28 protein-coding genes are annotated in these 26,517 nt (G+C 34.0%); 8 read left to right on the top strand and 20 right to left on the bottom strand.

Going from position 1 to position 26,517, the window contains the following annotated elements:
* Positions 1-57: 57 nt before the first annotated feature.
* The 8 genes from B9T31_RS14745 to rpiA form a co-directional block, all read right to left on the bottom strand.
* Positions 58-411: a YnfA family protein gene (locus B9T31_RS14745; protein WP_086182696.1), complete on the bottom strand. Its 354-nt coding sequence runs from the start codon at positions 409-411 to the stop codon at positions 58-60.
* A 76-nt stretch (positions 412-487) separates the two neighbouring features.
* Positions 488-2,764 (bottom strand): ATP-dependent Clp protease ATP-binding subunit ClpA, encoded by a 2,277-nt coding sequence (gene clpA / locus B9T31_RS14740; RefSeq protein WP_086182695.1) that lies wholly within the window; start codon positions 2,762-2,764, stop codon positions 488-490.
* An 11-nt stretch (positions 2,765-2,775) separates the two neighbouring features.
* Complete coding sequence (clpS, locus tag B9T31_RS14735) at positions 2,776-3,192, bottom strand: ATP-dependent Clp protease adapter ClpS (RefSeq protein WP_086182694.1); 417 nt, start codon at positions 3,190-3,192, stop codon at positions 2,776-2,778.
* 22 nt (positions 3,193-3,214) lie between these two features.
* On the bottom strand, positions 3,215-3,958 hold the full coding sequence (locus B9T31_RS14730) for a DUF6776 family protein (protein ID WP_086182693.1): 744 nt from the start codon (positions 3,956-3,958) through the stop codon (positions 3,215-3,217).
* Between the two features lie 73 nt (positions 3,959-4,031).
* Positions 4,032-5,081 carry an N-acetyl-gamma-glutamyl-phosphate reductase gene (argC, locus tag B9T31_RS14725; protein WP_086182692.1) on the bottom strand — a complete coding sequence of 350 codons (1,050 nt, stop codon included), beginning with the start codon at positions 5,079-5,081 and terminating at the stop codon, positions 4,032-4,034.
* A gap of 209 nt (positions 5,082-5,290) precedes the next feature.
* Entirely contained in the window at positions 5,291-5,743 is a 453-nt protein-coding gene (locus B9T31_RS14720) for a GNAT family N-acetyltransferase (RefSeq protein ID WP_086182691.1), read from the bottom strand.
* 296 nt (positions 5,744-6,039) lie between these two features.
* The gene (locus B9T31_RS14715; RefSeq protein ID WP_086182690.1) at positions 6,040-6,723 is read right to left on the bottom strand and encodes a YgjP-like metallopeptidase domain-containing protein; all 684 of its coding nucleotides are present in this window, start codon (positions 6,721-6,723) and stop codon (positions 6,040-6,042) included.
* 127 nt (positions 6,724-6,850) lie between these two features.
* Positions 6,851-7,522, bottom strand: a complete 672-nt coding sequence (gene rpiA / locus B9T31_RS14710) for a ribose-5-phosphate isomerase RpiA (protein ID WP_086182689.1) — start codon at positions 7,520-7,522, stop codon at positions 6,851-6,853.
* A gap of 105 nt (positions 7,523-7,627) precedes the next feature.
* Here rpiA and ilvA point away from each other — a divergent pair, with 105 nt between their 5' ends.
* A complete protein-coding gene (gene ilvA, locus B9T31_RS14705; RefSeq protein ID WP_086182688.1) occupies positions 7,628-9,166 on the top strand; it encodes a threonine ammonia-lyase, biosynthetic in 1,539 nt (512 codons plus the stop codon).
* A gap of 79 nt (positions 9,167-9,245) precedes the next feature.
* Here ilvA and B9T31_RS14700 read toward each other — a convergent pair whose 3' ends face one another.
* Complete coding sequence (locus B9T31_RS14700; protein WP_086182687.1) at positions 9,246-10,619, bottom strand: PLP-dependent aminotransferase family protein; 1,374 nt, start codon at positions 10,617-10,619, stop codon at positions 9,246-9,248.
* Positions 10,620-10,750: 131 nt separating this feature from the next.
* Here B9T31_RS14700 and B9T31_RS14695 point away from each other — a divergent pair, with 131 nt between their 5' ends.
* Positions 10,751-11,617, top strand: coding sequence for a DMT family transporter (locus B9T31_RS14695; protein WP_086182686.1), 867 nt, complete (start codon positions 10,751-10,753; stop codon positions 11,615-11,617).
* 55 nt (positions 11,618-11,672) lie between these two features.
* Here the strand turns inward: B9T31_RS14695 and B9T31_RS14690 are convergent, their stop codons facing one another.
* Positions 11,673-12,275, bottom strand: a complete 603-nt coding sequence (locus B9T31_RS14690) for a uracil-DNA glycosylase family protein (RefSeq protein WP_086182685.1) — start codon at positions 12,273-12,275, stop codon at positions 11,673-11,675.
* A 278-nt stretch (positions 12,276-12,553) separates the two neighbouring features.
* On the opposite strand from B9T31_RS14690, the gene imm47 reads away from it, so the two are divergent.
* Entirely contained in the window at positions 12,554-13,366 is an 813-nt protein-coding gene (gene imm47, locus B9T31_RS14685; protein WP_086182684.1) for an Imm47 family immunity protein, read from the top strand.
* A gap of 159 nt (positions 13,367-13,525) precedes the next feature.
* Here the strand turns inward: imm47 and B9T31_RS18265 are convergent, their stop codons facing one another.
* The 3 genes from B9T31_RS18265 to B9T31_RS14675 are packed head-to-tail and all read right to left on the bottom strand — an operon-like array spanning position 13,526 to position 14,692.
* Positions 13,526-13,801, bottom strand: coding sequence for a hypothetical protein (locus tag B9T31_RS18265; protein WP_171264771.1), 276 nt, complete (start codon positions 13,799-13,801; stop codon positions 13,526-13,528).
* A 52-nt stretch (positions 13,802-13,853) separates the two neighbouring features.
* The gene (locus B9T31_RS18075) at positions 13,854-14,057 is read right to left on the bottom strand and encodes a hypothetical protein (RefSeq protein ID WP_228146056.1); all 204 of its coding nucleotides are present in this window, start codon (positions 14,055-14,057) and stop codon (positions 13,854-13,856) included.
* Positions 14,058-14,113: 56 nt separating this feature from the next.
* Positions 14,114-14,692 carry a YceI family protein gene (locus B9T31_RS14675; protein WP_086182683.1) on the bottom strand — a complete coding sequence of 193 codons (579 nt, stop codon included), beginning with the start codon at positions 14,690-14,692 and terminating at the stop codon, positions 14,114-14,116.
* A gap of 443 nt (positions 14,693-15,135) precedes the next feature.
* Here B9T31_RS14675 and B9T31_RS14670 point away from each other — a divergent pair, with 443 nt between their 5' ends.
* The 3 genes from B9T31_RS14670 to B9T31_RS14660 all read left to right on the top strand — a co-directional run bounded on the left by B9T31_RS14670 (position 15,136) and on the right by B9T31_RS14660 (position 16,799).
* Entirely contained in the window at positions 15,136-16,008 is an 873-nt protein-coding gene (locus B9T31_RS14670) for an NAD(P)-dependent oxidoreductase (protein WP_086182682.1), read from the top strand.
* 77 nt (positions 16,009-16,085) lie between these two features.
* Complete coding sequence (locus B9T31_RS14665; RefSeq protein WP_139840927.1) at positions 16,086-16,355, top strand: YARHG domain-containing protein; 270 nt, start codon at positions 16,086-16,088, stop codon at positions 16,353-16,355.
* Positions 16,356-16,385: 30 nt separating this feature from the next.
* Positions 16,386-16,799, top strand: coding sequence for an HIT family protein (locus tag B9T31_RS14660; RefSeq protein WP_086182681.1), 414 nt, complete (start codon positions 16,386-16,388; stop codon positions 16,797-16,799).
* 59 nt (positions 16,800-16,858) lie between these two features.
* Here the strand turns inward: B9T31_RS14660 and rraA are convergent, their stop codons facing one another.
* Positions 16,859-17,368: a ribonuclease E activity regulator RraA gene (rraA, locus tag B9T31_RS14655; protein ID WP_086182680.1), complete on the bottom strand. Its 510-nt coding sequence runs from the start codon at positions 17,366-17,368 to the stop codon at positions 16,859-16,861.
* Between the two features lie 10 nt (positions 17,369-17,378).
* On the bottom strand, positions 17,379-18,044 hold the full coding sequence (locus tag B9T31_RS14650) for a nucleoside-diphosphate sugar epimerase (protein WP_086182679.1): 666 nt from the start codon (positions 18,042-18,044) through the stop codon (positions 17,379-17,381).
* 217 nt (positions 18,045-18,261) lie between these two features.
* Here B9T31_RS14650 and rpsT point away from each other — a divergent pair, with 217 nt between their 5' ends.
* Complete coding sequence (gene rpsT / locus B9T31_RS14645; protein WP_054581792.1) at positions 18,262-18,528, top strand: 30S ribosomal protein S20; 267 nt, start codon at positions 18,262-18,264, stop codon at positions 18,526-18,528.
* Between the two features lie 234 nt (positions 18,529-18,762).
* Here the strand turns inward: rpsT and B9T31_RS14640 are convergent, their stop codons facing one another.
* The 5 genes from B9T31_RS14640 to B9T31_RS14620 all read right to left on the bottom strand — a co-directional run bounded on the left by B9T31_RS14640 (position 18,763) and on the right by B9T31_RS14620 (position 25,961).
* On the bottom strand, positions 18,763-19,665 hold the full coding sequence (locus B9T31_RS14640) for a 3-hydroxyacyl-CoA dehydrogenase (protein WP_086182678.1): 903 nt from the start codon (positions 19,663-19,665) through the stop codon (positions 18,763-18,765).
* 306 nt (positions 19,666-19,971) lie between these two features.
* Positions 19,972-21,402: a basic amino acid/polyamine antiporter gene (locus B9T31_RS14635; RefSeq protein ID WP_086182677.1), complete on the bottom strand. Its 1,431-nt coding sequence runs from the start codon at positions 21,400-21,402 to the stop codon at positions 19,972-19,974.
* An 85-nt stretch (positions 21,403-21,487) separates the two neighbouring features.
* Positions 21,488-23,620, bottom strand: a complete 2,133-nt coding sequence (cadA, locus tag B9T31_RS14630) for a lysine decarboxylase (protein ID WP_086182676.1) — start codon at positions 23,618-23,620, stop codon at positions 21,488-21,490.
* 12 nt (positions 23,621-23,632) lie between these two features.
* Entirely contained in the window at positions 23,633-24,934 is a 1,302-nt protein-coding gene (gene cadB, locus B9T31_RS14625; RefSeq protein ID WP_086182675.1) for a cadaverine/lysine antiporter, read from the bottom strand.
* Positions 24,935-24,947: 13 nt separating this feature from the next.
* Positions 24,948-25,961, bottom strand: coding sequence for a hypothetical protein (locus B9T31_RS14620; protein ID WP_086182674.1), 1,014 nt, complete (start codon positions 25,959-25,961; stop codon positions 24,948-24,950).
* A gap of 324 nt (positions 25,962-26,285) precedes the next feature.
* Here B9T31_RS14620 and B9T31_RS18260 point away from each other — a divergent pair, with 324 nt between their 5' ends.
* Entirely contained in the window at positions 26,286-26,504 is a 219-nt protein-coding gene (locus tag B9T31_RS18260; RefSeq protein WP_086182673.1) for a DUF2798 domain-containing protein, read from the top strand.
* Positions 26,505-26,517: the final 13 nt, after the last annotated feature.

The raw sequence follows: 26,517 nt of genomic DNA, 5'->3' as shown, positions 1-26,517 counted from the left end.
GATGCTCTAAGATTCATTTATATTTTTATCTTAGAGCCGAACGATGAATTCCTATAATTATCGAACTAATCCTTGAGGTTGTATAATAATCATCAGTGCACCTAAGATAACAACAGCGCCCCCCATTAAATCCCATTTAGTAAGCGCAACTTGATCGACATATTTAAGCCACAATAATGCTGAAAAAATATAGATCCCACCATACGCTGCATAAATTCTACCAGAAGCTGCTGGATGTAACGTTAAAAGCCATACAAATATCGCTAAACTAAGTGCAGTAGGTATCCATAGCCACTGTGTTTTACCCTGATTCAAAATTAAATATGGAAAATAACAACCTAATATTTCTGCTACTGCTGTAATAAAAAACAGTACAAATGTACTGATTAACTTTGTTACTTGAATATCCATTATTGACCTAAATTTTAAAGTACCATTAAAAGCAGTTAACCCATGCTGACATGGGTTAACGATTTAACTTCTGATATTATGCTGGGGCAGCTGTCTCATCTTCATAAACTTCTAGTTTTAAACCAGTCACTTTGCCTTTTTCTTTTTTCACAGAGACAATCACGTTACCGCCATGATCTGCCAATTCGCCAAAAAGAATCATTTCAGCAAGTGGTTTTTTTAACTGCTCTTGAATGAGGCGTTGCATTGGCCGAGCGCCCATTAAACGGTCATAACCATGCTCACCAAGCCATGCACGTGCATGCTTATCTACATCTAGAAGTACTTTTTTATCATCCAATTGAGCTTGTAATTCTGTTAGGAATTTATCAACCACATTTTCAATCACTGTCGTTGGTAATGCTTGAAATTGAATGACGCCATCTAAGCGATTTCGAAATTCTGGTGAAAATGCTTTTTTCATCGCTTCTTGGTTATCGCGACTGTTATCTTGATCCTTAAAGCCAATGCTCACACGAGAAATACTTTCAGCACCAATATTCGTTGTTAAAACTAAAATAACATTACGGAAATCAGATTTACGTCCATTGTTATCTGTCAGAGAACCATGATCCATAATTTGTAATAATAAATTGAACACATCTGGATGCGCTTTTTCAATTTCATCTAGCAATAGCACTGAATGCGGGTGTTTATGAATTGCATCGGTCAATAAACCACCTTGATCAAAACCAACATAACCAGGAGGCGCACCAATTAAGCGAGAAACAGCGTGACGCTCCATATATTCAGACATATCAAAACGAATGAGTTCTACACCTAAAATTTTAGCCAATTGTTTCGTGACTTCTGTTTTTCCAACCCCCGTTGGTCCAGCAAAAACAAAACTTCCTACTGGCTTTTCAGGGGTCTTCAATCCTGCACGTGATAACTTAATTGAAGATGCAAGTGCTTCAATTGCCTCATCTTGCCCAAAGACTACCCGTTTTAAATCACGCTCTAGATTGACTAGAACTGTTTTATCATCTTTAGAAACAGTTTTTGGTGGAATACGCGCAATTTTAGCAACAATATCTTCAATATTTTCAATGCTAATCGTTGTATCGTCTTGTTCAGCTTTCAAACGGCGTTGAGCACCAGCCTCATCAATCACATCAATTGCTTTGTCTGGTAAAAAGCGATCATTAATGTATTTTGCTGATAATTCAACTGCTGAAACTAAAGCTTTGTCATCATATTTAACATGATGAAATTCTTCAAACTTCGATTTTAAGCCACGTAAGATATCAATGGTTTCAGAAATAGAAGGTTCATTGACATCAATTTTTTGGAAGCGACGTGACAAAGCATGATCTTTTTCAAATACTTGACGATATTCTTGGAACGTTGTTGAACCAATACATCTTAAATTACCATTTGCCAACGCAGGTTTAATTAAGTTAGAAGCATCCATTGTGCTTCCCATGCTAGAACCCGCACCAATAATCATGTGAATTTCATCAATGAATAAAATGGCATCTGGCTTTTTCTTTAAAACAGTCAGTAATTGTTTTAAACGCTTCTCAAAGTCTCCACGATACTTTGTTCCTGCAACTAAAGCACCAATATCTAAGCTATATACAACTGCATCGGCAAGTGGTTTAGGTGCTTTACCATTTACAATTAACCAAGCTAATCCTTCAGCAATCGATGTTTTACCAACACCTGGATCACCGACTAATAGAGGATTATTCTTACGGCGACGACATAAAATTTGTGCTGCTCGCTCAATTTCTTTTTCGCGACCAATGAGAGGATCTGTTTTACCTTTTAATGCTTCTACATTAAGGTTAGTGGTATATAACTCTAAAGGACCCGCATTTGCAGAAGCAGCCTGCTCACCTTCTAATTCATCAACCTCTTCCTCTACATGCTCTTCTTCTTTACGTGCACCATGTGAAAGATATTGAGTTAATGTTAAACGATTAATTTGATGACGTTTCAATAAATAAACAGCAAAAGAATCTCGTTCTGAATACATCGCAACAAGAATATCTGCACCTTCTACTGTACGATCACCGCCACTCGATTGCACATGAAAAATTGCTCGTTGTAAAATCCGATCAAAACTTTCAGTTGGATGAGGTGCTTGATCACTATTTTCAGCAAGCTTCGGTGTATGCTGCTCTACATACTCTTCTAGTTCTTTACGTAAGGTAATAATATCCGCGCCACATGCTTTTAATGCATTGACAGCCGAATCATTGTCTAATAAGGCTAATAATAAATGTTCAACCGTCAAAAACTCATGCCTCTTTTGACGAGCCATGCTAACTGCCAAGCGTAATGATACTTCTAATTGTCTACTTAGCATGTGCAACCCCCTTAATTTTTAGGCTCGATCTGACATAATAAAGGATGTCCTTGTGAACGAGCATAATTATTGACTTGATTGGCTTTCGTCTCTGCGATATCTCGAGGATACTCTCCAGCGACACCTTTACCTTCATAATGTACAGTTAGCATTACTTCAGTCGCTTGGTCAAGATTCATTGCGAAATATTGTTGTAAAATTTCAATAACAAAGTCCATAGGTGTATAGTCATCGTTTAATAAAACAACAATATATAATGGTGGACGCTTCAACTGTGGTGGTGCTGTTTGTATTACAACATCACCATCTTCATGTAAAGTATCATCATTTTGACTCAAATGTACATCTAAATGCCAATCGGTTAGACCAGATTGTGCAAATGTTTTCTTTATTTCATTTAAGCAAATTGGCTGTTTAAATATTGGCATAAATCTCTATTACTTTAGACCATTACTGGACATTAGGCTTGACTTGTGGAATCTCTGATATAAAGGCTGATGGTGCAACAACGGCTCCACCACGTGCCCAATTAAAACGTTTTGCAACTGGAACTGCCCCCGTCATACGAACTTCAATAAATTGAGGGGTAAAACCTTTTGGCATTGTCCATCTTCCAGTAAGACGTTCAAAATTTTCAAAATTAAATTGGCTTTTTTCTAAAGGAACAACCAATATTTCTGTACCACGAATTAAACGCAATTCAATACTACCAGACGCACGTCGATTATTTGGTGAAACCTGTAGTAAATCAATTTGATATTCGTAAGCATTTTCAGGTAATGGTCTTATGCCTAAATTTTGTACTGTTAAGCTAATACCACCCCTTTGCTTTAATACAGTGCGATATAAATTTAACATGCTATCAACTTGTTGTTGATCTGCTTTTACTTGTTGTACTGTATCAAATAAACTTTCTGCATTTGCGACAGCTACATCACGCTCTTGCGTAGCTGAATTTAACATCTTTCCTTGCAAGTCAAGACGTTCCTTTTGTACTTTTACAACTTCTGCTAATTGCTCAGCATCTGCACCATAACCTGTTACAGATAATCCTTGCCGATGTCCAACTGTATAGCCGACAAGTCCACCACCCAAAACAAGCACTAAAGCACCAATGATTAACGGCGTACTTCCTTCTAAAAATGATCTTTTAACTTTCGCAGATCGAGATGTTTTTGATTTAGAGTGATCCATCAGCATTCCAATATTTTAAATATTTTCAATGCATGTATTTGAACCATTATTTAAATACATGCATAAGCCCTTGTTATGGTAGTAAACCAATTCCGTCCAGACCTTGATTTTCAGCAAAGCCAAACATGATATTCATATTTTGAACAGCTTGACCTGCCGCACCTTTCACTAAATTATCTTGCGCAACTAACACCACTAATTTATGCGAATGCGGTTTATAAAGCGCAATTCTCAGTTGATTTGCGCCACGAACTGTACGCGTTTCAGGTGAGCTACCAGCTGGCATCACATCAACAAATGGTTCATTTTTATAAAATTCTTCATATAAACTTTGTAAATCTACATTAGCGCCTTGTTCCGTTAAATCGACATAAATCGTACTAAACATGCCGCGAATCATTGGAACCAAATGTGGAATAAATAAAATATGATCAAAAACATTTTTTTGACCTGAAATATTTTCTAAAGCTTCAACAATTTCAGGATGGTGGCGATGACCTGCAAGACCGTACGCTTTAAAATTATCGGCATTCTCAGAATAAATCATGCCCAAACTAGCTTTTCGTCCTGCACCAGACACACCAGATTTTGCATCAATAATAATAGATTCCGGTTTAATCAGCGCATGTTCTGTTTTAAGTACAGGCGCCAGCCCCAATTGAACTGTCGTTGGGTAACACCCTGGATTACCAACAACATTAGCGTTTTGAATTTTTTCGCGATTTAACTCAGATAAACCATAGACCGATTGCTTTAAAATGTCTGGACATTCATGTTGTAATCCATACCATTTTTCAAATTGGTCTAAATTTTGTAATCTAAAATCTGCTGCGAGATCAATCACTTTGGTATTTGCTTGAAGTAAATTTTGTGCATGTTTCATTGCTACACCATGCGGCGTTGCGAAGAAAACGACATCACATTGTTTTAATACATCAATATCTAAATCTGAGTATTGTAAATCAGTATGTCCTCTTAAACTTGGGAACATATCATCTACACGGCGTCCAGCTTCTGTTCGAGAGGTAAGTACAGTAACTTTTACATTTGAGTGGCGTAATAAAAGGCGTAAAAGCTCAACACCCGTGTATCCTGTCCCACCAACAATACCTACTGTAATCACACCAACTACCTCAATTTAAATGTATTCATTTACTGAGGGTATAGTATGACAGGAACTTCATTTTTTCTAAACATTTTTACTGATATATTAAAAAAAAATCTTGATATTCTCTGCTGTATTATCAATAGGTTTTAACAGGAATTTAGCGTTATAGCACTATCTAGACTCTCATATTCAATTTACATAATCATGTAGCTCTACACAGTATTTTATCGATGATCATTATTGTCTTTTGCAGGACTTATTTTCTTTTCCATCAGAAAATAATCACCCTCAGCACTATGACCTAAGCTCTTAATATCCCATTGATGCCGAATATAAAAAGACAACGCCTGCTTATTTTTCACCAAGCATTTTAGATAACCTACATCAGTAAACATGGCTTCTGCAGCATGTAATAATGCAGAACCTATACCTTGATGCTGATATTCAGGTGCAACAAATAAATGATGTAAAAAATGATCTTGTCGATAAATTGATGCAAACCCCATATACTTTTGATCAGCTTCAGCCACCAAAATCATTTCATCTTGTGTATATATTGAAAAATCATCTAATTTCCATTTAGATGCATCAAGCCAAAACCAACTCTCTTTTCGTATTTGCAAAAAAAGTTCACTGAGCCCCTGACGATCTGTTGCTTTAAAATTTCTAATTTTCAAAAAATGATCCAATATACAAATACGTTGACTTAATTTTTAATTACTCTTTCAGCAAATATCTCAACAATTTGAAGTAAATAACCATCAGGATCTTTTACTAACAATTGTTTTGTCCATGTTCTACATAATCTGCTCAATACCAGCGTTCTTCAAGTTTAGAAAGTAATGGTCATTTCGCTTTTCTTAAACGGTTTAAAATCTTATCTACAACCATCAAAGCTAACTGAATGTATGTTTAAAATAATGAAAAGTATAATCAGTAATGTTTTATTAAAAAATATAAAATATTCTACAAATTAAAACCACCACCAAGGCATCACGCTACGTTTTAATGCTTTTCGATTATCCTGATAGTCTTGATCATATTTTTGAACCTCAGCCCAAAATTTGACACTATGATCAAAATGTTTTGTATGTACTAATTCATGAATACACACATATTTCACCAATTTTTGATTCAAGAATACTAAGGCACTATTCAACATAATATCATGGCGCATAGAACAACTTCCCCATCGAGTTTTTGCTTGACGAACACTACACTTTCCATAACGAAGATTAATCTCATGGCTGACTTTTTCTAAAAATATAGGTAAATGAGTTTTAGCATAAGCCATTATAAATGCTTTTAAATACTGTTCTGGATGTCGATCACTGATATAAAGCGTATTTGAATGCTCATGCCATTCAAAGGATAATTTTTGTTGTTGATAAATAATCTGTATTGCTTGTGGAATATTAAATAATGTTAACGCACTAGGTAGTGTTTTATCTTGATTACTGGCTTGAAGCTGAACTTGATACTTTTGCCACGTTTCAATCAACCACGGCGTAGATTGGTCAATAAAATTTTGAATTTGCTTTTGAGTACAAAGAATAGGTGCTGTAAGACGAATTTGATTCGGTTCTACTCGAAGTTTTAATCGCGTTGCTCGAATATGACGTTTAATTTGAATTTCGGGAAGATCATTGAATGTCATATTTACTCTTTTATCAACCGATGTACGAGAAGTGATTTTTTATCATTTTGAACATATTATGCCGTATTCTTATCAAATAAAAAGCTCATTTACCATGAGCTCCTTAATTTAATCGACTCCGATTTTTTTATATCGCAATACGTTCTTCAATGCCATTATCTGTTGCCACCATAGCAATATCTGCTTTATTTAATGCAAAAATACCATTACAGACCACACCTGGAATATTATTTATTGTTTTCTCAAGTTCAAGTGCATTTAAAATATTGAGATTATAAACATCTAAAATCACATTGCCGTTATCAGTAACCACACCTTCACGATAAACAGGATCCCCACCCAAAGCAACCAATTTACGAGCAACAGCAGAACGAGCCATTGGAATAACTTCAACTGGAAGTGGAAAATCATGACCTAATTGTCCGACCCATTTTGAATCATCAACAATACATACAAATTTCTTTGCAATGGAAGCCACGATTTTTTCACGGGTTAATGCAGCACCACCACCTTTAATCATATGTAAATGGCGATCGATTTCATCTGCACCATCGACATAAGCATCTAAACCACCGACATGATTCATGTCCACAACATCAATACCGAGTTTTTTTAGGCGCTGTGCGGTTGCCTCTGAACTTGCAACTGCCGCTTCTAGCTGTAACTCAGGTAAAAGTTCAATTAAGAAATTAACCGTACTTCCAGTACCCACCCCTAAAATGCCACCTTTCGGTAAGTGTTTTAAAGCTGCTTGTGCGGCTGCTTGTTTTTTCTCATCTTGGGTTGCATATAGACTCATGACATCACTCAACTATTTTTTACATTTGCATTAATTTTAAACCGCAAATGGAATGGGGTTTGTTACAATAAAGCCCTATTTTAAACTGTTAGATGGAAAATTAACATGCTGTCTCGTTTGGTTCGACAAATTTTACAAGCAACTGTTTATGATGTTGCAATCGAAACCCCACTCGAAGCAGCGCCACGAATTAGTGAAAGGCTAAAAAATAACATTCGTTTTAAACGTGAAGATTTGCAACCTGTCTTTTCATTTAAACTACGCGGTGCCTATAACCGTATTAGTCAATTACCGAAATCTCAATTAGAACGTGGCGTTATTACTGCTTCAGCAGGTAACCATGCTCAAGGCGTGGCTTTATCTGGTCAAAAGTTGGGTATTCGCGCCATTATTGTCATGCCAAAAACCACACCAGATATTAAAGTACAAGCTGCAAAGCGTTTAGGTGGTGAAGTTGTTTTACATGGTGATTCATTTGATGTTGCAAATAAATATGCAATTCAGCGTGCACAAGAAGATGGCATGACGTTCATCCCACCTTATGACGATGAGCTGGTGATGGCAGGTCAAGGAACCATTGCCAATGAAATCTTACGTCAATGGCGTGATGTCGAATATGTTTTTGTTGCCGTTGGTGGCGGTGGTTTAATTGCTGGTGTCGCTGCTTATTTTGGCGATGTTGCACCACATGTCAAAATCATCCCTGTTGAATACGATGAATCTGCATGCTTAAAAGCCGCGCTTGAAACTAATGAACGTGTGGTTTTACCACAAGTTGGCTTATTTGCAGATGGTACAGCAGTTGCTCAAATTGGTGAGAAACCGTTTGACGTTATTCGTTTACAAAAATCAGATAATTCAGGACCGATTGTTGAACCTAACGTGGTTTTGGTCAATACCGATGAAATTTGTGCTGCAATTAAAGACACCTTTGATGAAAATCGTAGTATTGTTGAACCTTCTGGTGCAATGGCATTAGCAGGTATAAAAAAATATGTTGAGCAACACGGTCTAGAAAATAAAAATATGGTCTCGATTGTATGTGGGGCCAATATGAATTTTGATCGTCTTCGTTATATTGCTGAACGTACAGAATTAGGCGAACGTAAAGAAGCTATTTTTGCAGTGACAATTCCTGAAGAAAAAGGATCATTCCTGAATTTCTGCCGTGCTTTACATGGTCGAAATATTACAGAATTCAACTATCGTGCAAGTGATGCTTCTGCAGCGCAAGTTTTTGTTGGAATCAGCCTAAAAAATGGAGAAAAGGAACGTCATGATATTTATGAGTCATTAAAAACCCAATTTGATGTCGATGACTTATCCGATGATGAAGTCGCAAAACTTCATATTCGTTATTTAATTGGTGGTCATGCAGATATCGAAAATGAACGTTTATTTCGCGTAGAATTCCCTGAACGCCCTGGTGCATTATTAACATTCTTAGAGCGTTTAGGTCCAACTCATAATATTACATTATTCCACTACCGTAACCATGGCGCTGCTGAAGGTCGTGTTTTAGTTGGTTTGGAAGCAACTGATGCCAAACAAAATCCTGATGGCTTAGTTGAAACTTTAGAAAGTATTCACTATCCCTATGAAGAAATTACCAATAACTTAGGCTATCAACGTTTCCTCAAATAAGATTTATCGTCATTGTATTTAGCTAAACCTGTACACTTCAGGTTTAGCTATTTATTTAGAATACTGCGTGAAGCATCTTTTATTTTAATGCTTGAATGGCATCACCCAAAATATCAAACACTTTCTTATCAATACAATGTGCAACATTAAAGCGCATATATTCATCTGTACTTTGTGATTGGCTAAATGCTTTACTCGGTGCCAAAATAACATTTTTTTGTAGGCACAATTGCGAAAGCTTAGATGCTTCTATTCTATCTGGTAACTTACACCAAATAAAAATGCCTGCTTTTGGAATAATCCAAGGTTGGATACCCAATATCGCTAATTTTTGAATGGTATCTTTTGTTGTCTTATTCAACTGCTTTTTTAACCATTCAACATATTTGGGGTAACTTGGATCCATCAACGCTTGATAGATAATCTCAGCATTTAAGTTATTTGCACTAAAGTTAGTTGAAATTCTCAAATCAATTAATTGATCAATTAAATCTAAATTTGAAATAATATAACCACATCGTATTGCAGCAGATAATGTTTTCGTAAAACTACCAATTTGAATCACATGATCAAATCCAGATAATGATGCATACCTTGGTGCAGGTGTATATTCAAACTCTGAAAAAATATCATCTTCAACAATAAGTAAATTATTTTTTTCGGCCAATTTGGCAATTTGATATGCCGTCTGTAAAGACAATACCGCGCCTGTAGGATTATGAATGCCTGCATTGGTTAAATATAACTTGGGTTTGAATACCAAAGCTTGTGCAAATTTTTCAATATCTGGACCATGTTTGGTATAGGGGATTGCGATCGCTTTTAATTGATGTGTTTTAATTAGTGCGGAAAAATTAAAATAACAAGGATCATCAACTAAAATGATATCGCCCGCTTGTAATATATGTCTAAAAATTAAGTCAATTGAATTGGTTGCAGATTCTGTCAGTAAAATTTGATTGGGATGAAGATGCAAATCATAGATTTCTTTTTTTCGAGCAATATATTGGCGTAATGCTAAATGTCCATGAGGTAATGCATAATTCATCAGTAAAGCTGTTTCAGATTTTGCCACTAATTTAAGTGCTTTACGTATAGCTTGCTCTGGCATCCAGCCTTCTGGAAGCCATCCACATCCCGGTTTTAAAATATTCGATTTTGCCTCCAAAGATTGTTTAGAAATCCATAACGGATCAACCTCTCGATGATAGCTCAGTTCTTGCTCTATGATGTGATAGTGCACACGTGGAGCTAAAACATAATAACCTGAGCCAACTCTTGACTCTAAAACTCCCTCTGCCACCAATCTTGCATATGCCTCAACAACGGTAGAAACTGAACAATTCATCTGATGAGCCAATTGTCTGACAGAAGGTAATCGAGAACCATCTATCCATATTTTTTTTGAAATTTGATCTAAAACAAAATCTATAATCTTTTCCGTTTTCGTCATTTTAAACGCCATCTTCGATCAATTGTATTGCTAACAGCAGCATAACAGTTTCTTTAAATTGTACTGAATTGTATATCATAAAATATTAAAAACTCATCTTTAATATCCATATTACTTTTTGAGTTTTTAACATGAATAAATCATATGCTGGCTGGATTTACGGCTTGATGGGTGTATTAATATTTTCAGGTTCTTTGCCTGCAACACGATTAGCAATCGTTGATTTTAGCCCAGAATTTTCAACCTTTGCACGTGCATCTATTGCAGGAATTATCAGTTTCATTTGTTTAGTGATCACACATCAAAAAATACCAAATCTGCAACAATTTAAATCTATTGCCATTGTTTCTTGTGGTGTTGTTGTTGGATTTCCATTATTTTCAGCATTCGCCTTGCAAAGTATTTCAACCGCACGAGCAATTGTATTCACAGCAATGCTCCCTCTTTCAACAGCAATTTTTGCAGTACTCCGTGCTAAAGAACTTCCTCAACCCAAGTTTTGGCTCTTTGCTATACTCGGAAGCTTGTTTGTCGCTGGATTTATGCTTTTAGATCAACAATATAGTTCTTTACAATTGGGAGACTTTTATATGTTAATCGCAATTATCGTTTGTGGATTAGCATATGCTGAAGGAGGGAAGCTTTCACGAGAACTTAAAGGATGGCAAGTGATTTGCTGGGCGTTAATTACTGCTCTTCCATTTATGCTCGTTTTAAGTTTTTATTATTTACCGCATAAGTCATATTCTTCAATTTCGATCTTATCGATGATCGGACTTTTATATATTTCATTATTTAGCATGTTTATTGGTTTTTTCTTTTGGTACAAAGGTTTAGCACTAGGAGGAATTGCACAAATTGGTCAAATACAACTCATACAGCCTTTTCTAGGTTTAATCCTTTCTGCATGGCTTTTACATGAAAAAATTGAGTTAAGTATGCTCATTGTCTGTATCTTAGTTATTATTTGCATCATGATGGCAAAAAAATATGCTTAATTTCAAGTATCAGGAGCTTACTTTAATGTTACTTGTTAAATGAATATCAATCGCTTTAAAACTTTGATGAAATAAGACCAATTTCAGTAAAAAACACTTTATAAGCCTTGGCTTTTAATTCTAGCGCTAAAGGATATGCCCGAGAAGATGATGGCATTCGATGTAACGTTACGATTCTATCTGATAATTGACACTGTTCAGATTGACCAATTTCAGGTTTTATCGTGCCGTTTGGCATCGATTGAATTAATGTATCAGTCGCTTTATCGCCTGTTGTCATAATATGATAGCAGCTCGGCATTTGATCTAATAACGCTTGAATATCGGTTACTTTAATAATTTGTAAATGCTTATCCGATGCATTTCCTTTTAAACGTTTTACTTGACAGGCTGTATCAAAAATACCAATTCCCACTTCATTTAAAAAACTTACAATTTTAGCTAAATGAAAGTTTTTATTTGGTAAATCAAGAAAATAATCTTTATTATTAAAAAAGCATAGACCAAAAATTCTCCACATATCATTTTGATAATTCGGATAATAGAAATCCATTTTCCAACGGGTTTGAGGTGGTGGAAAACTTCCGAGCATTAAAAGCTTTCCATTCGCCGGTAAAAATGGTTTTAGTGGATGTATTTCTATTTCATTATCAATCATTTATAAAAATCTATAAATATTATTCAATCGCTATTATGACGACTATTTTATCTGAAAAATATCGAAATATTAAACTTATTTTTTATTCAAAATATTGTGTTAGCAAAATTTTAGCAAAACCCTTGCAAAACTGAAATTTTATGACTAGTTCTCATTGACTTAAATGACGGGATTTTAGTAGATAAAAAATCGAAAAAATATATGTATTAATTTAAAATACTCCAAAATTGAACTAATAATGCAATTATAATATGGCAAAGGAAACAAGGTTTAAGATAATGGAAACTAATGTAGAAGAATTTGATATTTTGAAACCAGGTATTTGGTTTGGCCCAAAGTTGACTGTAGATCAATCATTGAATATGACATATTTAAATGATGATACTCGATTATTATCAGAAATATGTTTGGATCTTAAGTCTGGTCATTTTCACAGGAAAAAGGATTTAATGAATTTTATGTTAAATTCTAATAATTTCCTTTTGAAAAAACAGGCTATTCGTCTTTATTGTCATGTAGCTGTTCATAGTGATATTCCTTTTTTAAGTGAATTTTTGACAACTGCGGAATATGATGAAGTTTCTTTATTTATTATGTGTACACCTGATCTACTATCCTATAATGTAATTCCTTTATTATTTGCATTATTAGAAGAATATGAAGATACCCTTTTAGAGGAACAAATATTACACACTATTGATTACATTTTTCCATTTGGATATTATTCAGAGGAATTTGGATATTATTTAGGTGAAAAAGTTGATATAGATGAATTAGAAAAAGAATTCTATGAATTTTTTAATAAACAAAATAAAAACTTATATTATTATGATGGAAAATTAGCCTTTATTGGTAATTTAACTCAGGAGCTATTTCCTTTAGTTGTACAGTCATTGCAAAAAAAAGAAGATTTTTTAGATACAACTATATCTAGCCTATTATCTATTTGGAGTGGCGAGAAGTGTCCTGTTTCCTATGGACAATTAATATCTGAGAGAGAATATAATTTAGTTATAGATTACATTCAGGATATTGCAAAAAGAAAATGGGAGCCTGGTAGTAAATACTTTTATGGTTATAAAGTTAACTAAGTGATCATAGTAAATATATAGCCCTCAATTGGGGGTTTTTCTTGATTCAAGCCACCCATCACTCAATCGCCGTACATCAGCTGAGTGCTTGTCAGCTTGTTCTGCCACGCATTGATAGTGGCACAGTAACAGCTTCATTTACAATACTTTAAAATTTCTTTAAATCATTTTGCATGTACTGTTTGGCTTGAGCATCTGTACAGGTATCACTTTTTTTAACTTTCTGGCCGTTCGGATACACCATTTGAAGCCAATGCATTCGTCAGCAGATACACACGAGCATGGACTGAAGAACACACGACGCCACGTTCGTCTAAATGACTTTTCATTTACAGGTACAATAATTTCTTGATCTGCAGATATTAATGATAAAAGTCTCTTTGCTTTTTTTGATAAAGGGACATTACGTGCATCACCATTTTTAGTCATTGGCAAGTGATCGCAATCACCTTTAATATTACTTCATGTAATTTCTAAAATTTCGCCTTTACGCATTGCATTGCTCACATTCTTTTTCAGTATCTCTTGTAGCACTGATTCTTTGACCGTTAAACATCAGTTCTATACGGAAAGCATGTCCACGTTTTCTAGGTTTTGGAATCTTCATATCTTGGCGTAAATTTCTTTTCATTTTACGCAAAAAGCTGTAAAAATAGCAAAAATAAAAAGTATTTATCGTAATTTTAGACAAAAGAAAGCCACCTTGTTAGGTGGCTATTATCTTATAAACAACTGTATCTATTTATATTATTTCTTAACTGATGCTTCAGTCGTAATATTTACAGTAATTTTATCTCCAACATTCGGAACATATGCCCCTACTCCAAATATTGATCGATCAAAAGATGTGGTTGCATTAAATCCGACTGTTTCAGCCTTAGACATTGGATGCGCTGCTTTTTTATTTAAAACTGCATCTAAAACGACAGGTTTAGTGACCCCTTTAATGGTCAAATCACCAGTAATTTTAAAGTTCTTTTTATCTTTAGTTTCTACTTTTGTACTTTTGAACGTAATCGTTGGATATTTTACTGCATCAAAAAAATCAGCACTTTGTAAATGTTCATCTAAGGCTTGAACATTCGTATTTAAACTAGATAATGGAATAATCACATTTACAGATGAATTTGCAGGTACTTCTTCATCTACATTAATTGTTCCTTGAATATCACGGAAGTTTGCAGATGGGGTAGAAAAACCTAAATGATTCCAAGAGAAAACTGTTGCTGTATGTGTTGGATCAATTTGATACGGAACTGGTTTAGCCACTGCAATTGTCGCAAATGCCGCAATACTTAAACCTATAGTTAATGTTTTAAAGTTCATCTTTTTACCTTATATTCAATTATCGAATCAGTATAATGGACTGAGTATCAATATAAATACTGTCTACAATACAGAATGTTTCATTATTAGAACGAAAGTTTTTATATTATCATTTTTATAATTTAATGTTAAATATTACACAATATATAACATATATCCAACATAAATACTCTTCAAAAAAAATAAGATTATTCCCATTGCTTATATATCAAAATACTCAATAAATTAATCATTTTTTAAACTATTTATAGCACTTTATTTATCACTCAAACTTGTATATAACCTTTTAAAATTTATGAATTATGAGCTTCTATCTAATAGAGTGGTCACCTATATGTATCACTTTTTAATGAAATATCATTTTTTTCTTTGATACGTGTTCGTTATATTGATTGCATACTCCCCTTATTTAACTTAATTAAACCTTTTAAAAGGATATCTTCATGACTCAAACTGTTGCATTTATTGGATTAGGTGCCATGGGTGTTCACATGGCTGCACATTTAACAAAAAAATATGAAACGGTTTATGTCTGGAATCGAAATTTTGAAAAAGCAAAAAAACATGCTCAAGATTTTGGAACACAAGCCGTCGATCTTAATATTGCTGTTCAAGCAGATATTATTTTTTCTTGTCTTCCAACCAGTCGTGAAGTTGAACTCATTATTGAATCTCAACAACTAAAAAAAGGATCTATTTGGGTTGACTGCACGAGCGGTGTTCCAGATTCAGCAAAAAAAATTTCCACCCAATTAAAAAAGATCGGTGTTGATTTTCTCGATGCCCCAGTCAGTGGACAAACTATTGGCGCAGAAAAAGGGACACTCACGGTCATGATTGGTGGTGAAAAATCTGCTTTTGAACATGCGTTACCTGCAATTGAAACATTTGGTTCATTGATTAAACATGTCGGAGAGTCGGGTGCAGGCTTTGCAGTCAAAGCTATTAATAATATGTTATTAGCCGTTAACCTCTGGTCTGTTGCTGAAGGTTTTAGTGTATTGAAGGCACATGGTGTTGACTTAAATGAAGCCTTAGACTGCATTAATGCATCAAGTGGAAAAAGTGCAGTAACAGAAAATATTTTACCTCAACGAATTTTAAATCGCAGTTTCCCCTTAACCTTTGCCTTACCTCTATTGGCTAAAGATACAGGAATTGCACTTGATCTGGCACATGATGCTAAACTGCCAACACCTGTGTTATCTTTAACTCAAAATCTAATCCAAGCTGCAAATTTAGCATTAGAAGGTGAAAATGATTTTTCTGGTGCTGTTAAATTGTATGAATCTTGGAGTAAGATTACATTGAACTAAATGCATGCCGTGATACCATGACAATCGACCCAAATGATGGGCATGCAGTAAGCAATAAACATCGAGGGCATAATTTGATGAGTAAATTTAAAACTGTAGCATTAACCTGCTGCCTAAGCTTAATGAGTATGGGTAGTGCTTTTGCATCTGAACAAGAATGTAAAAAACTACAGCAAGACTCTGATGTTATTTACGCATCTAAAGGTTTTTGTTTTAAAGATCCTGATGCAAAATCTCGATTTAATAACAATGCAGATTGTTATACATCGAAACCTAAATTTTCAGATGCAGAACAAGCCCGCTTAGATCAAATTAAAGCGCGTCAAAAAGAATTGCAGTGTAAATAATCATTATTTATTGTCAATAAAGGAATCGACATGGCTTACGATGATCAAAATATTTTTGCAAGAATTCTACGAGGCGAATTACCGTCAATTAAAATCTATGAAGATGATAAAGTTCTTGCTTTTATGGATATCATGCCTCAAGCCGATGGTCATACTTTGGTTATTCCAAAAGCACCGGCTGTTACCCTACTTGACTTAGATGGTGATGATGCAGCATATACCATTCAAGTGGTGCAAAAAGTTGCGCGAGCAATGAAAAAAGCTTTTGATGTAGACGGTATTGTATTAATGCAATTGTCAGGCGTTGCTGCTGGGCAAACTGTACCACATGTGCATTTTCACCTTATTCCTAGTTCTGTTCATGAACTAGGTAAGCATGCATTAACAATGGGTGACCAAGAAAAAATTAAAGCGCAAGCAGAAAAAATTAAAGCTGAACTTTAATTTGATCTTAAATGTGAATTTAAAAAGGAGCTAATGCTCCTTTTTAAATTTTGTATTATTTATTTGATCAATTTATCTTGCGATACAATAATGCCATTATTATCTGCATAAATATAAGCACCCGAATTAAATACTACACCTCCAAAGCTAAGTGGCACATTCACTTCACCTGCCCCTTTGCGAGTACTTTTTTGTGGAATTGCAGCTAGAGCATGTACACCTAAATCAAGTTGCGCTAGAGCATCGACATCACGAATACAACCATAAATAATCACACCATTCCAGTGATTAAGCACAGCTGATTCTGCAATCAGATCTCCCATAAGAGCACAGCGCATTGAACCCCCTCCATCAACAACCAAAACTTTACCAGCTCCATTCGTTGCTAATACTTCTTTTACCCTTGAGTTATCTTCAAAACATTTTACTGTAATAATTTCACCACCAAAGCTTTTACGAGCACCATAACTTTGAAAAAACTTACCATCTAATGAAGGAATTAATACTTGAATATTTTGATCTGGATGATCATCTAATAAGTCACATGTTACAAATGGAGTTGAAGACATGAGAATTTCCTCAGTTTATTTTTTGTATTTGTAAATTATCATATATTTTCAACTTATCTTGCTGAGATTGCGCAACCACGACCATAGTATGAGCGACTTGCTGCGCTGTTACAGGTTTATATTTAAATGTTTTCGGCATGAATTTAGATATCTTTTGATAAATTTTTTGACTTAAACCCTCAAAAATACGCTGCTCACCACGATCTCCTAACAATAAAGATGGACGAATTATAGATGTTTTATATAATTTTGACTGCACAACGTGCTGTTCCAGCTCTCCTTTGACACAACTATAAAAAATAGAGGAATTCATATTTGCACCCATAGAACTTACTAAAATATAGTGAGTTTCTTTTAGTTCGAAAAGATCTACAAAATGTGCATTAATTTCAAAATCTGTTTTGTAAAAATTATCTTTAGATCCTGCTTTTTTCAATGTTGTTCCTAAACAACTAAAAGCATGACTAAACCCATCAACATCTTGATCATTTAAAAAAAAGAAATCCTGAATAATCACTTGTTGCACTTTTTTTATTTTATTCAGCCTGCTATTTTCTTTTCGGACAACCGCCACAATTTTTTCACAATGTTCTATTTCACTTAACTGTTTAATTAGTTCTAAACCAACCAAACCCGTTGCTCCAATTACAATAACATTTTTCATAGGTTGAATCATTTTTTAATCATTCCAATACGCTATGGACTAATCTAACGTTTTCTTTAACATTTTTCTGCATCAAAAATGTTGTCAAAGCATGACAAGACTTGACTTAATGACGTAGATTAATCACAATATGGCACTTGTTTACGGGCTGGTTTATAAGTTCTTCTGATGTTGGTTTTCAGATGTAATGACAGCCCGCCCAGACCAATCTAATTCAAGGAGTGCACGAGTGGCAAACTCTGCTCAAGCAAAAAAACGTGCTCGTCAAAACGTTAAAGCACGCAAACACAACGCAAGCTTACGTTCTATGGTTCGTACTTACATCAAACGTACTATCGCGGCTATTGCTGCAGGCGACTATGCTGTTGCATCAGAAGCTTACAAAACTGCTGTACCAGTTATCGATCGTATGGCTGATAAAGGCATTATCCACAAAAACAAAGCTGCTCGCCATAAGAGCCGCTTAAACGCACAAGTTAAAGCTTTGGCTAACTAATTTGTTGCAATGAAAAAAGCCCTTCAAGGGCTTTTTTTATTATTAAAAATAAGTGACTTATCCAATAAATAAAGGGTTTTCCTTCTTCAAGTTATGCATTCACCATTATTTCAATCGTGTACTAATTTTTATGTAGATTTTCCTAATGAATCATAATTAGATATTGGATTAGCGTAATACCCTACTTAATAAGAGTATTACTAATTTCATTAAGAAATATTCATTAAAGCTTTATCATATTGACTTTAAAAAGTTTTCAGAATGATATGCTGGATTTGGGTAATTATAAAAACCTTTACCCGATTGTAATCCTAAAATACCCTTATCAATAAATTCTGTTTTCAAAAGAAGTACAACCCGCTCTAATGCTGGATCTTTAGTTTTTTCTGCATTCATTTTCGCAATATTATATACGGTCGAAATGCCAACAATATCTAAGATTGCAAAGGGTCCCATGGGGGATCCTGTAGCCTTCATCCATGTTTTGTCAACAATCTCAGGATCCGCAACTTGCTTAGACCATAAATCTAAACTTGCCATCAAGAATGGTACTAATAATGAATTTAGAATATAGCCTGGTTGTTCTTTATGCAAAGGTAAAGCCAACATTCCAATTGCTTTGGCAAACTCTACCACACTTTCAAATACAGCTTTATCTGTAGAACTATGTCCCATAATTTCAGCAGTATTAAATTTCCATATTTGATTTGCAAAGTGTAAAGCAAGGAATTTTTCAGGGCGACCAGTAAATTCTGAAAATTGACTGGGTAGCATGGTCGATGAATTCGTTGTAAATATTGTCTTTTCAGGAGCAACTTGACTTAAATTTTCATAAAAAGCACGTTTAATTTCTAGATTTTCAGGAATTGCCTCTATAACCAAATCTGCATCTTTAACCGCATCTGCGAGCTTAGATTCATAACTCAGGTTTTTAAAAGTATTTTCCAATTGGTCATCTGTTGCATGAATATCTCGCTTATAAGCTTTAGACAATTCACTAAACTTTTCTTTAGCCTTATCTAATACTTCATCATTAATATCATAGACAGTGACATTAAACCCACGAAATGCTGTTTGAAATGCAATTTGATAGCCTAATACGCCACTACCAGCAACTGTTATATTTTTAAAATCCATTGTAATTTCCTGCTCATCAAATATAGGGGTAATTAATTTTTCACATATCTATTAAATTAAAAAAATTCTTTATATTTAGATAATTACACCATTAAACTCAACATTTTATAGAATATACTTTATGTGATTTTTTTCTTATTATTTAATGTTGCACATTTTTTCTTTTTTGTAATTTTATTTTATAAATTATTGAATAAAATTACAAAAAATAAGACAGTAAAAAACAACCAAAATATTAAAAAGATTTCGGCTGATTTTTAAATATATAAAACATCAAAATTATCAATTGGTATCTTCTTATACTACCTAGTGAATAAAAATTAAATAAACAGAAATTGCGAGTATGTCTGCCAATAATAATATTGCTAAATATACTTTATCTGATTTTGAGAATTTACTATGTTCTTCTCTTCTAGAAAAAATATAGAGTGGTATTCCTAGTGTCAAAATAACAGGTATGAATATTACATACTTAATATTAATGGCATATACCATCACAAGACAAAATATAGCCCCAATAAAGCTACTAATTAATGCTACAATTCTTCCTTTAGATGCATACCGATCATATTCTTTATTTATACTGATTTTAAATAAATATGCCGTAGAGGCAAAATATGCAGGAATTACCGTAATTGCTGAAATGGCAAGTAGAGTCAACCATGCATTTTGTGCAAAATAAACCAGTAAAATAACAATTTGCATTATTATGCTACTAATCCATAGTGATACAGATGCCGATTCATTTTTATTCTTTTTTGCAAATATTTTTGGAAATGTTTTATTCACCGCAGCAACCATTGGTATTTCTGCACAAATAATCGTCCAAGCTAACCAACTAGATAAAATAGAAACCAATATACCAATATTGATAATCCATTCTCCCCAATCTCCAACCAGTGATTTCAATATCCCAGCGGTAGAAGGTGTAGGAATAACACTCAGCTGTTGTTGCGTAAATACGCCAAAAGGTAAAACAGAAATTAAAATACAAATTACTAAAGAAATTACAAATCCCCAAAATGTCGCTTTACCAATATCTTTTGTATTTTTTGCTCTACCAGATAAAACCACTGCCCCTTCAATACCAATAAAACACCATAACGCCACATAAAAAGGGGACAAAATTTGACTTGAAAGAGAACCTAGATCATTGGATGCTTTAGCCGCACTATGCCCCCAAAAGTCACTTCCTAATTGTTGAAAATTTAGAAAATAAGCCACAATAAAAACGAAAATTATGAGAGGAATTATTTTTGCGAATGTTCCAATTGTATTCAATAATCCAGCAACTTTAACCCCAGAAAGTACTAAAAAATTAAAGCCCCAAATTAGTATAGAAGCGCCAATGATTGAAGGGATATTATTTCCCCCTTTAAACTCACCGGGCATAAAATAATTTAGTGTATCCATGATCATAATAGCAAAGGCAACATTGCTAAAAATAGTCATCAGCCAATATCCCCAAGCGACGATAAAGGCAATAAATGGACCAAATCCTTCTCTAGCATACATATATATGCCTGACTGCAAATCGGGTCTAATGTTTGAGAGAATTATAAAAGTCCGAGCAATAAAAAAAATACCAAAACCACAAATAAACCAAGCAATCAAAATTGGACCTAGTGCCGAATGAGCAGCCATGTTCTGCGGTAATCCATCCACCCCGCTTCCGATCATGGAGCTTACAACTATCGCAATTAATGTGACTAATCCTAACTCTTTTTTATCTGCCATTTCTTAGCCTATTTATTATATTTCAATATATTGGTCGTTATAGTAGAAGCTAATCTAAATAGATTAGCTTCCAATTCATGTGATTTTACTTTAAGACTTTAACGACATATTCCCCATCATCGTTGAGATATACGCCATGGATATCTGTTTCAAATCCAGGATAATGTGAGCCAATATCACAAAGCATTTCTAAGAACTTCAATATCTCGATATTATCCTCAGTGATTTTTTCTCCCGGCATAATCACTGGAATACCTGGTGGATAAGGCAAGATCATATTGGCACTTACTTTATTAAGTAACTCACTCAGTGGGCATTCAATCGCATTACCTAAAATCTCTTGTTGGAATGCAACATGCGGAGTAAGTTCCATTATTGGTAAGTGCTCAAAGGCGTTATACATGAGCTCAGGCAAATTATAATGCTTAACAAGTTTATGAATTCCATCCGCTAATTCTTTAATTCTCATCGTTTTATAAAATACTGGATCAGAATTATATAATTTCGGAAGTACATTACTTACTGTTTCATTCGCATCGAAAAGAATCTTAAACTCTGCCAATTTATGAAGTAAAGTTAATGCTTTTGATCTATTAATACCGATGCTAAATAAGAATAACAGTGAATACGGCCCTGTTTTTTCAACAATGATTCCATGTTCTGCTAAAAATTTTTCTACAATTGAAGCTGGAATTCCATCTGTTTGTAAATTTCCGTGCTTGTCTAATCCTGGCGTTAATAGTGTTACTTTGATTGGATCCAAAAAGAGATGATCATCATCTATATCTTTAAAGCCATGCCAATTATTAATTGAATCAAGTGGCCAACATTCTTTCTTATCAATATTTTCTGGTTGCCAAACATCAAAAAACCAGTCTTTTGTTTGATCATGAAGTTTCTTAATTTCCCGTCGAAAATCTATTGCTAGCTCAATTGACTCATCGACCATCTTCTTACCAGCATTGCTTTTCATCATTGCTGCAGAAACTTCACATGAAGCGACAATACTATAAAGTGGAGATGTTGTTGTATGCATCATATAAGTTTCATTAAAGGTTCTCTCATTAAAATCACCTTTTACATGAATCATTGATGCTTGGGAAAATGCAGCTAACAGTTTATGTGTAGACTGAGTCTCATAAATTGTTTTACCAACCACTCTTTCACCACTCATCCCTGCTTTATTTGCGTATATAGGATGGAAGTTAGTATATGGTACCCATGCTGAATCAAAGTGAATTGATTTCACATCCAGCGTCTTTTTAATATAATCGGTTTTATAGAAAAGACCATCATATGTCGAGTTTGTGATAATCGCATGCACTGGCCATGTTGCATTTTTAGTTTCTTTTACTTTTTTTTCTATATTTTCTTTAGCAAACTCTTGTTTAGGGATACCTCCCAAAATTCCGTAACTATTTCTTGTTGGAATTAAATAGATCGGCGTGACATCTGTCATCATCATTAAATGTGTCAATGATTTATGACAATTCCGATCTACAAGGACTGTTTTTCCTGCTGGACAGGCATACATCCCTACAATTTTGTTTGCTGTTGATGTTCCATTGGTAACGATATAGCTACGATCTGAATTAAAGGTTTCAGAAATTAAATCCTCAGCCTCTCTATGTGGACCTGAATGATCCAAAAGCGACCCTAATTCTGATACCGATATGGAGACATCAGAGCGCATCGTATTTTGACCATAAAAATCATAAAATACTGCGCCTATTGGGCTGCTTTCAAATGCCGTCCCTCCCATGTGACCTGGTGTACAGAACGTATATTCATCTTTTTTAACATAATTAAAAAGTGCTTTAGTTAAAGGAGGAAGAAGATTATCGACATACTCATCCACAATTTGACTAATACGATCGGAAATATCAGCAGTCGAAGAAAGTTGATATTGGAAGAAGTAAAAACTTTTATTGATGTTATATAAGCTATAATCTGATTCTGTATTGTTATTTATAAAAGTAAATACTGGTAACTCAGAATTGATATGACTTATTGTTTCAAATATTTCTTTACTTTTAAGATCATCAAAAAATATTACACCAGAAATGCGCACATTATTTTTTACGGAGTCATACAAATCATTTTCATTGGATACGATGAGCATTGTATGATTTAACTTTTCTAAATGATTAGAGATACAATCTAGAAATTCTGATTTAAGTTTATCATGCTCATTGATTAACGTGACGATAATAGACATCTTACATCTCCTTTAAGAATTTGCTTTACTTTGTTTTGCTGAGTAAAAGATTAAAATGATTAAACTGACAATGAATGTTCCTGCTAACTCAATTGAATTTGATCCCATAATTGCGATAAAGCAGAAAACACATCCGAATAGGGCGGTGATTAGACTTAAAATATTTTTTGTATTTACCCCATCCATACGAATTAAATCGATACAAGAGTAAAAATATGGAAGCATTGTCAAAAGAACCGCAATACTAATAATTTCTCCAAATAGCGTGGCAGATGTTCCACCTTCTAAATTCATCGCTGTCACGATGACTAATAAGATTGACATTTGGATAGCAGATAAGATGAGACCTTTTCTCGGAATCCCACTTTTTTTATCAATTTCCCCATAAATCTTAGGGAAATTACCATCATGAGCTGCACGCGCCCCTGCTTGACCGACGAGCATCATCCACGAGCCTAATGATGTAAGACAGGCAATCGCAGTAAATACAGATACAACTGGTCCAGCCCAACTGCCTAACATCGTTGAAGCTGTCATAGAAAATGGTGCACCAGATGCAGCCATGTGAGCAGCTGGATACATTCCATTAATGACTTGTGTCGCTGAAATATAAACAACTCCCGCAATTAAAGTACCTAGCATTGTTGCAATTGGCACAGTTCGTTTGGGATTCTTAACTAAGGATGAACTCACAGATGCAGATTCAACACCAATAAATGCCCATAAACATAGTAATGTTGCATTCATTACAGCTTTATAATCAGGGTTGTGCGATACATTCCAATTATCAATATATGTTTCTTTATCAAACCAGAACCACCCAAAAATAGCCGTACCGATAACAGGAATAAGAATTAGTATGACCCCCATAGTGGTTAATTTACTTATCCAAGAAGCCCCTAATAAATTTAGACCTGTGAATAACCAAATGATTACAAAGGAAACAATTGCTGCTGGAATAGGTGTATTGAGTGAGGGAAAAAATATTGATAAATATGTCACTGCTGTAATAACAATTGCTAAGTTTCCAATCCAATTCGCGTGATAATACAGTGCACCTGTTTGGAACCCTAGAATTTTACTGACCTGACCTGCGTAAGCAATTGGCCCTCCTTCTTCAGGATCTTTAATTGCTAACCTTGAATAAACATAAGCTAAAGAAATTGCACCGATTAGAGCAATACCCCAACTTATGACGGCTATTGATCCTATACTCGCTAAATTGGCTGGTAATAGTGCTATACCGCTACCCATCATATTTCCTGCAACAATCCCAATGCAGGCGATTAGTCCTATCTGTTTAGTTGTAGTCATATACTTCTCTTTCTTAAAAACTATATGTTATGTTGAACCCACCTTGTGGCTGCAACCGCCAATTTTTCTCTGTATCACCCCAAACTTGGTTAGAGTATTTCGCCTGCATAAATATCGAGAAAGATAAAAATTTATCGTATTGATAACTCAAATTAATTTGAGGCAAAGCAAATAGTGAATACGTCTTCTTATAATTACCGTTCATTACTGTTGGGCTTAACCACTCATACATTTCCTCACCAACTAGAAAAGGATCCCAAGCTGCTTTTTTATTTGACGAAATCCAAGGATCAAAACCACCTATAAAGTTAAAATTCAGGTTTGCTTGATCATTAAATTTGTATAATTGAGTGTTGTAGTTTAAATAAGCCAAGATCATGAAGTAATTTGCATTATTGAAAGATTCATTTGAATTACTAATAATGAATGAACCTTGATACCATTCTCTAAATGCATACGCATTCAAAGTAAAACTGAAGTTTGCTGGTAAACTCCAGTTCGTTAATAAGCTTATTCCTGCAGTATTAGAATGCCCCGTAGGACCTTGTACATTCGACCCATATATATATAAAGGTGCGAAGGAAAATTGTGTAGCTTTTACATAGTCAGATTTAGGAATATAATTTGAGAAATCTAAATCTGTTTGTATCATTGTATATAATTGATTATTATCATTAAAACTATCTTCATTTTTTATTAATAATGATGAGGACCAGTTAATATCTGTATCGAATATTTTTCCATTATTATAATTAATCGTAACTTCAGGAATGCTAGAAGCATTATTTTGTTGATTTTCTTCACCTTTAAAATTATACATATTCCATGTACGATCCCATTCTAATGATGCATTTAATTTAGGTGAAAAATTATAATTAAATACGATAGATGGGTGAGAAGCTGCTGTTTTGTATTTGCCTGAATTGCCATAGAATGTTTGTGTAAATTCAATGGACCCCTTCGTTTCCTGTGCATGTACTTGATTCATTAAAACCATGATCAAAGTGCACAAAATAAATTTTTTCACATATATTCCTATTTCATATATATCTGATAAGTTATTTTTTATACAGAAATAGGATTTATTACTTCATCAATTATGTAATCTTTATTATACACATATATTCTTTCATGTAATTTATAGGTGAAATTCTTGTAATTATTTATTAACAGTGACCAATGTTACAAAAATATTAATGAGAACATCCTTACTTATTATTTTGAAGACCTTAAAGTAATAAAATATATCATTCTAATTTTTAACATAACTCATAGTTTTTCTATCTCAAATATATTATAAAATAAATGTTTTAAAAATTAGTTACATACTCTATTAGATGGTAAAATATTAATGAATAAAATTCATCATAAGCATATTGTTTGGATTAAACCTCTTTTACTTTCTTGTATTATGACGAGTTTTATTTCTTATATTAATACTCTTGAGCATAATAATAGGGATATCATTTTTTGGTTAAAAGATTGGGGGAAATCTTGGATCTTTGCCTATCCTGTTCTTTTAATCTGCCTCCCTTTAATTGAAAAATTTTTAGCACGAATCACAAGATAAATGTGAATATTCA

This window comes from Acinetobacter sp. ANC 4558, from assembly GCF_002135375.1.
GTDB lineage: Bacteria > Pseudomonadota > Gammaproteobacteria > Pseudomonadales > Moraxellaceae > Acinetobacter.
This window is presented reverse-complemented; position numbering and strand designations above follow the sequence as displayed.

What these genes read in the sequence shown, in the direction of transcription:
- B9T31_RS14745 (WP_086182696.1), bottom strand. Translation starts at nt 411, where the DNA reads ATGGATATTCAAGTAACAAAGTTAATCAGTACATTTGTACTGTTTTTT.
- clpA (WP_086182695.1), bottom strand. Translation starts at nt 2,764, where the DNA reads ATGCTAAGTAGACAATTAGAAGTATCATTACGCTTGGCAGTTAGCATG.
- clpS (WP_086182694.1), bottom strand. Translation starts at nt 3,192, where the DNA reads ATGCCAATATTTAAACAGCCAATTTGCTTAAATGAAATAAAGAAAACA.
- B9T31_RS14730 (WP_086182693.1), bottom strand. Translation starts at nt 3,958, where the DNA reads ATGGATCACTCTAAATCAAAAACATCTCGATCTGCGAAAGTTAAAAGA.
- B9T31_RS14715 (WP_086182690.1), bottom strand. Translation starts at nt 6,723, where the DNA reads ATGACATTCAATGATCTTCCCGAAATTCAAATTAAACGTCATATTCGA.
- rpiA (WP_086182689.1), bottom strand. Translation starts at nt 7,522, where the DNA reads ATGAGTCTATATGCAACCCAAGATGAGAAAAAACAAGCAGCCGCACAA.
- ilvA (WP_086182688.1), top strand. Translation starts at nt 7,628, where the DNA reads ATGCTGTCTCGTTTGGTTCGACAAATTTTACAAGCAACTGTTTATGAT.
- B9T31_RS14700 (WP_086182687.1), bottom strand. Translation starts at nt 10,619, where the DNA reads ATGACGAAAACGGAAAAGATTATAGATTTTGTTTTAGATCAAATTTCA.
- B9T31_RS14695 (WP_086182686.1), top strand. Translation starts at nt 10,751, where the DNA reads ATGAATAAATCATATGCTGGCTGGATTTACGGCTTGATGGGTGTATTA.
- B9T31_RS14690 (WP_086182685.1), bottom strand. Translation starts at nt 12,275, where the DNA reads ATGATTGATAATGAAATAGAAATACATCCACTAAAACCATTTTTACCG.
- imm47 (WP_086182684.1), top strand. Translation starts at nt 12,554, where the DNA reads ATGGAAACTAATGTAGAAGAATTTGATATTTTGAAACCAGGTATTTGG.
- B9T31_RS14675 (WP_086182683.1), bottom strand. Translation starts at nt 14,692, where the DNA reads ATGAACTTTAAAACATTAACTATAGGTTTAAGTATTGCGGCATTTGCG.
- B9T31_RS14670 (WP_086182682.1), top strand. Translation starts at nt 15,136, where the DNA reads ATGACTCAAACTGTTGCATTTATTGGATTAGGTGCCATGGGTGTTCAC.
- B9T31_RS14665 (WP_139840927.1), top strand. Translation starts at nt 16,086, where the DNA reads ATGAGTAAATTTAAAACTGTAGCATTAACCTGCTGCCTAAGCTTAATG.
- B9T31_RS14660 (WP_086182681.1), top strand. Translation starts at nt 16,386, where the DNA reads ATGGCTTACGATGATCAAAATATTTTTGCAAGAATTCTACGAGGCGAA.
- rraA (WP_086182680.1), bottom strand. Translation starts at nt 17,368, where the DNA reads ATGTCTTCAACTCCATTTGTAACATGTGACTTATTAGATGATCATCCA.
- B9T31_RS14650 (WP_086182679.1), bottom strand. Translation starts at nt 18,044, where the DNA reads ATGATTCAACCTATGAAAAATGTTATTGTAATTGGAGCAACGGGTTTG.
- B9T31_RS14640 (WP_086182678.1), bottom strand. Translation starts at nt 19,665, where the DNA reads ATGGATTTTAAAAATATAACAGTTGCTGGTAGTGGCGTATTAGGCTAT.
- B9T31_RS14635 (WP_086182677.1), bottom strand. Translation starts at nt 21,402, where the DNA reads ATGGCAGATAAAAAAGAGTTAGGATTAGTCACATTAATTGCGATAGTT.
- cadA (WP_086182676.1), bottom strand. Translation starts at nt 23,620, where the DNA reads ATGTCTATTATCGTCACGTTAATCAATGAGCATGATAAACTTAAATCA.
- cadB (WP_086182675.1), bottom strand. Translation starts at nt 24,934, where the DNA reads ATGACTACAACTAAACAGATAGGACTAATCGCCTGCATTGGGATTGTT.
- B9T31_RS18260 (WP_086182673.1), top strand. Translation starts at nt 26,286, where the DNA reads ATGAATAAAATTCATCATAAGCATATTGTTTGGATTAAACCTCTTTTA.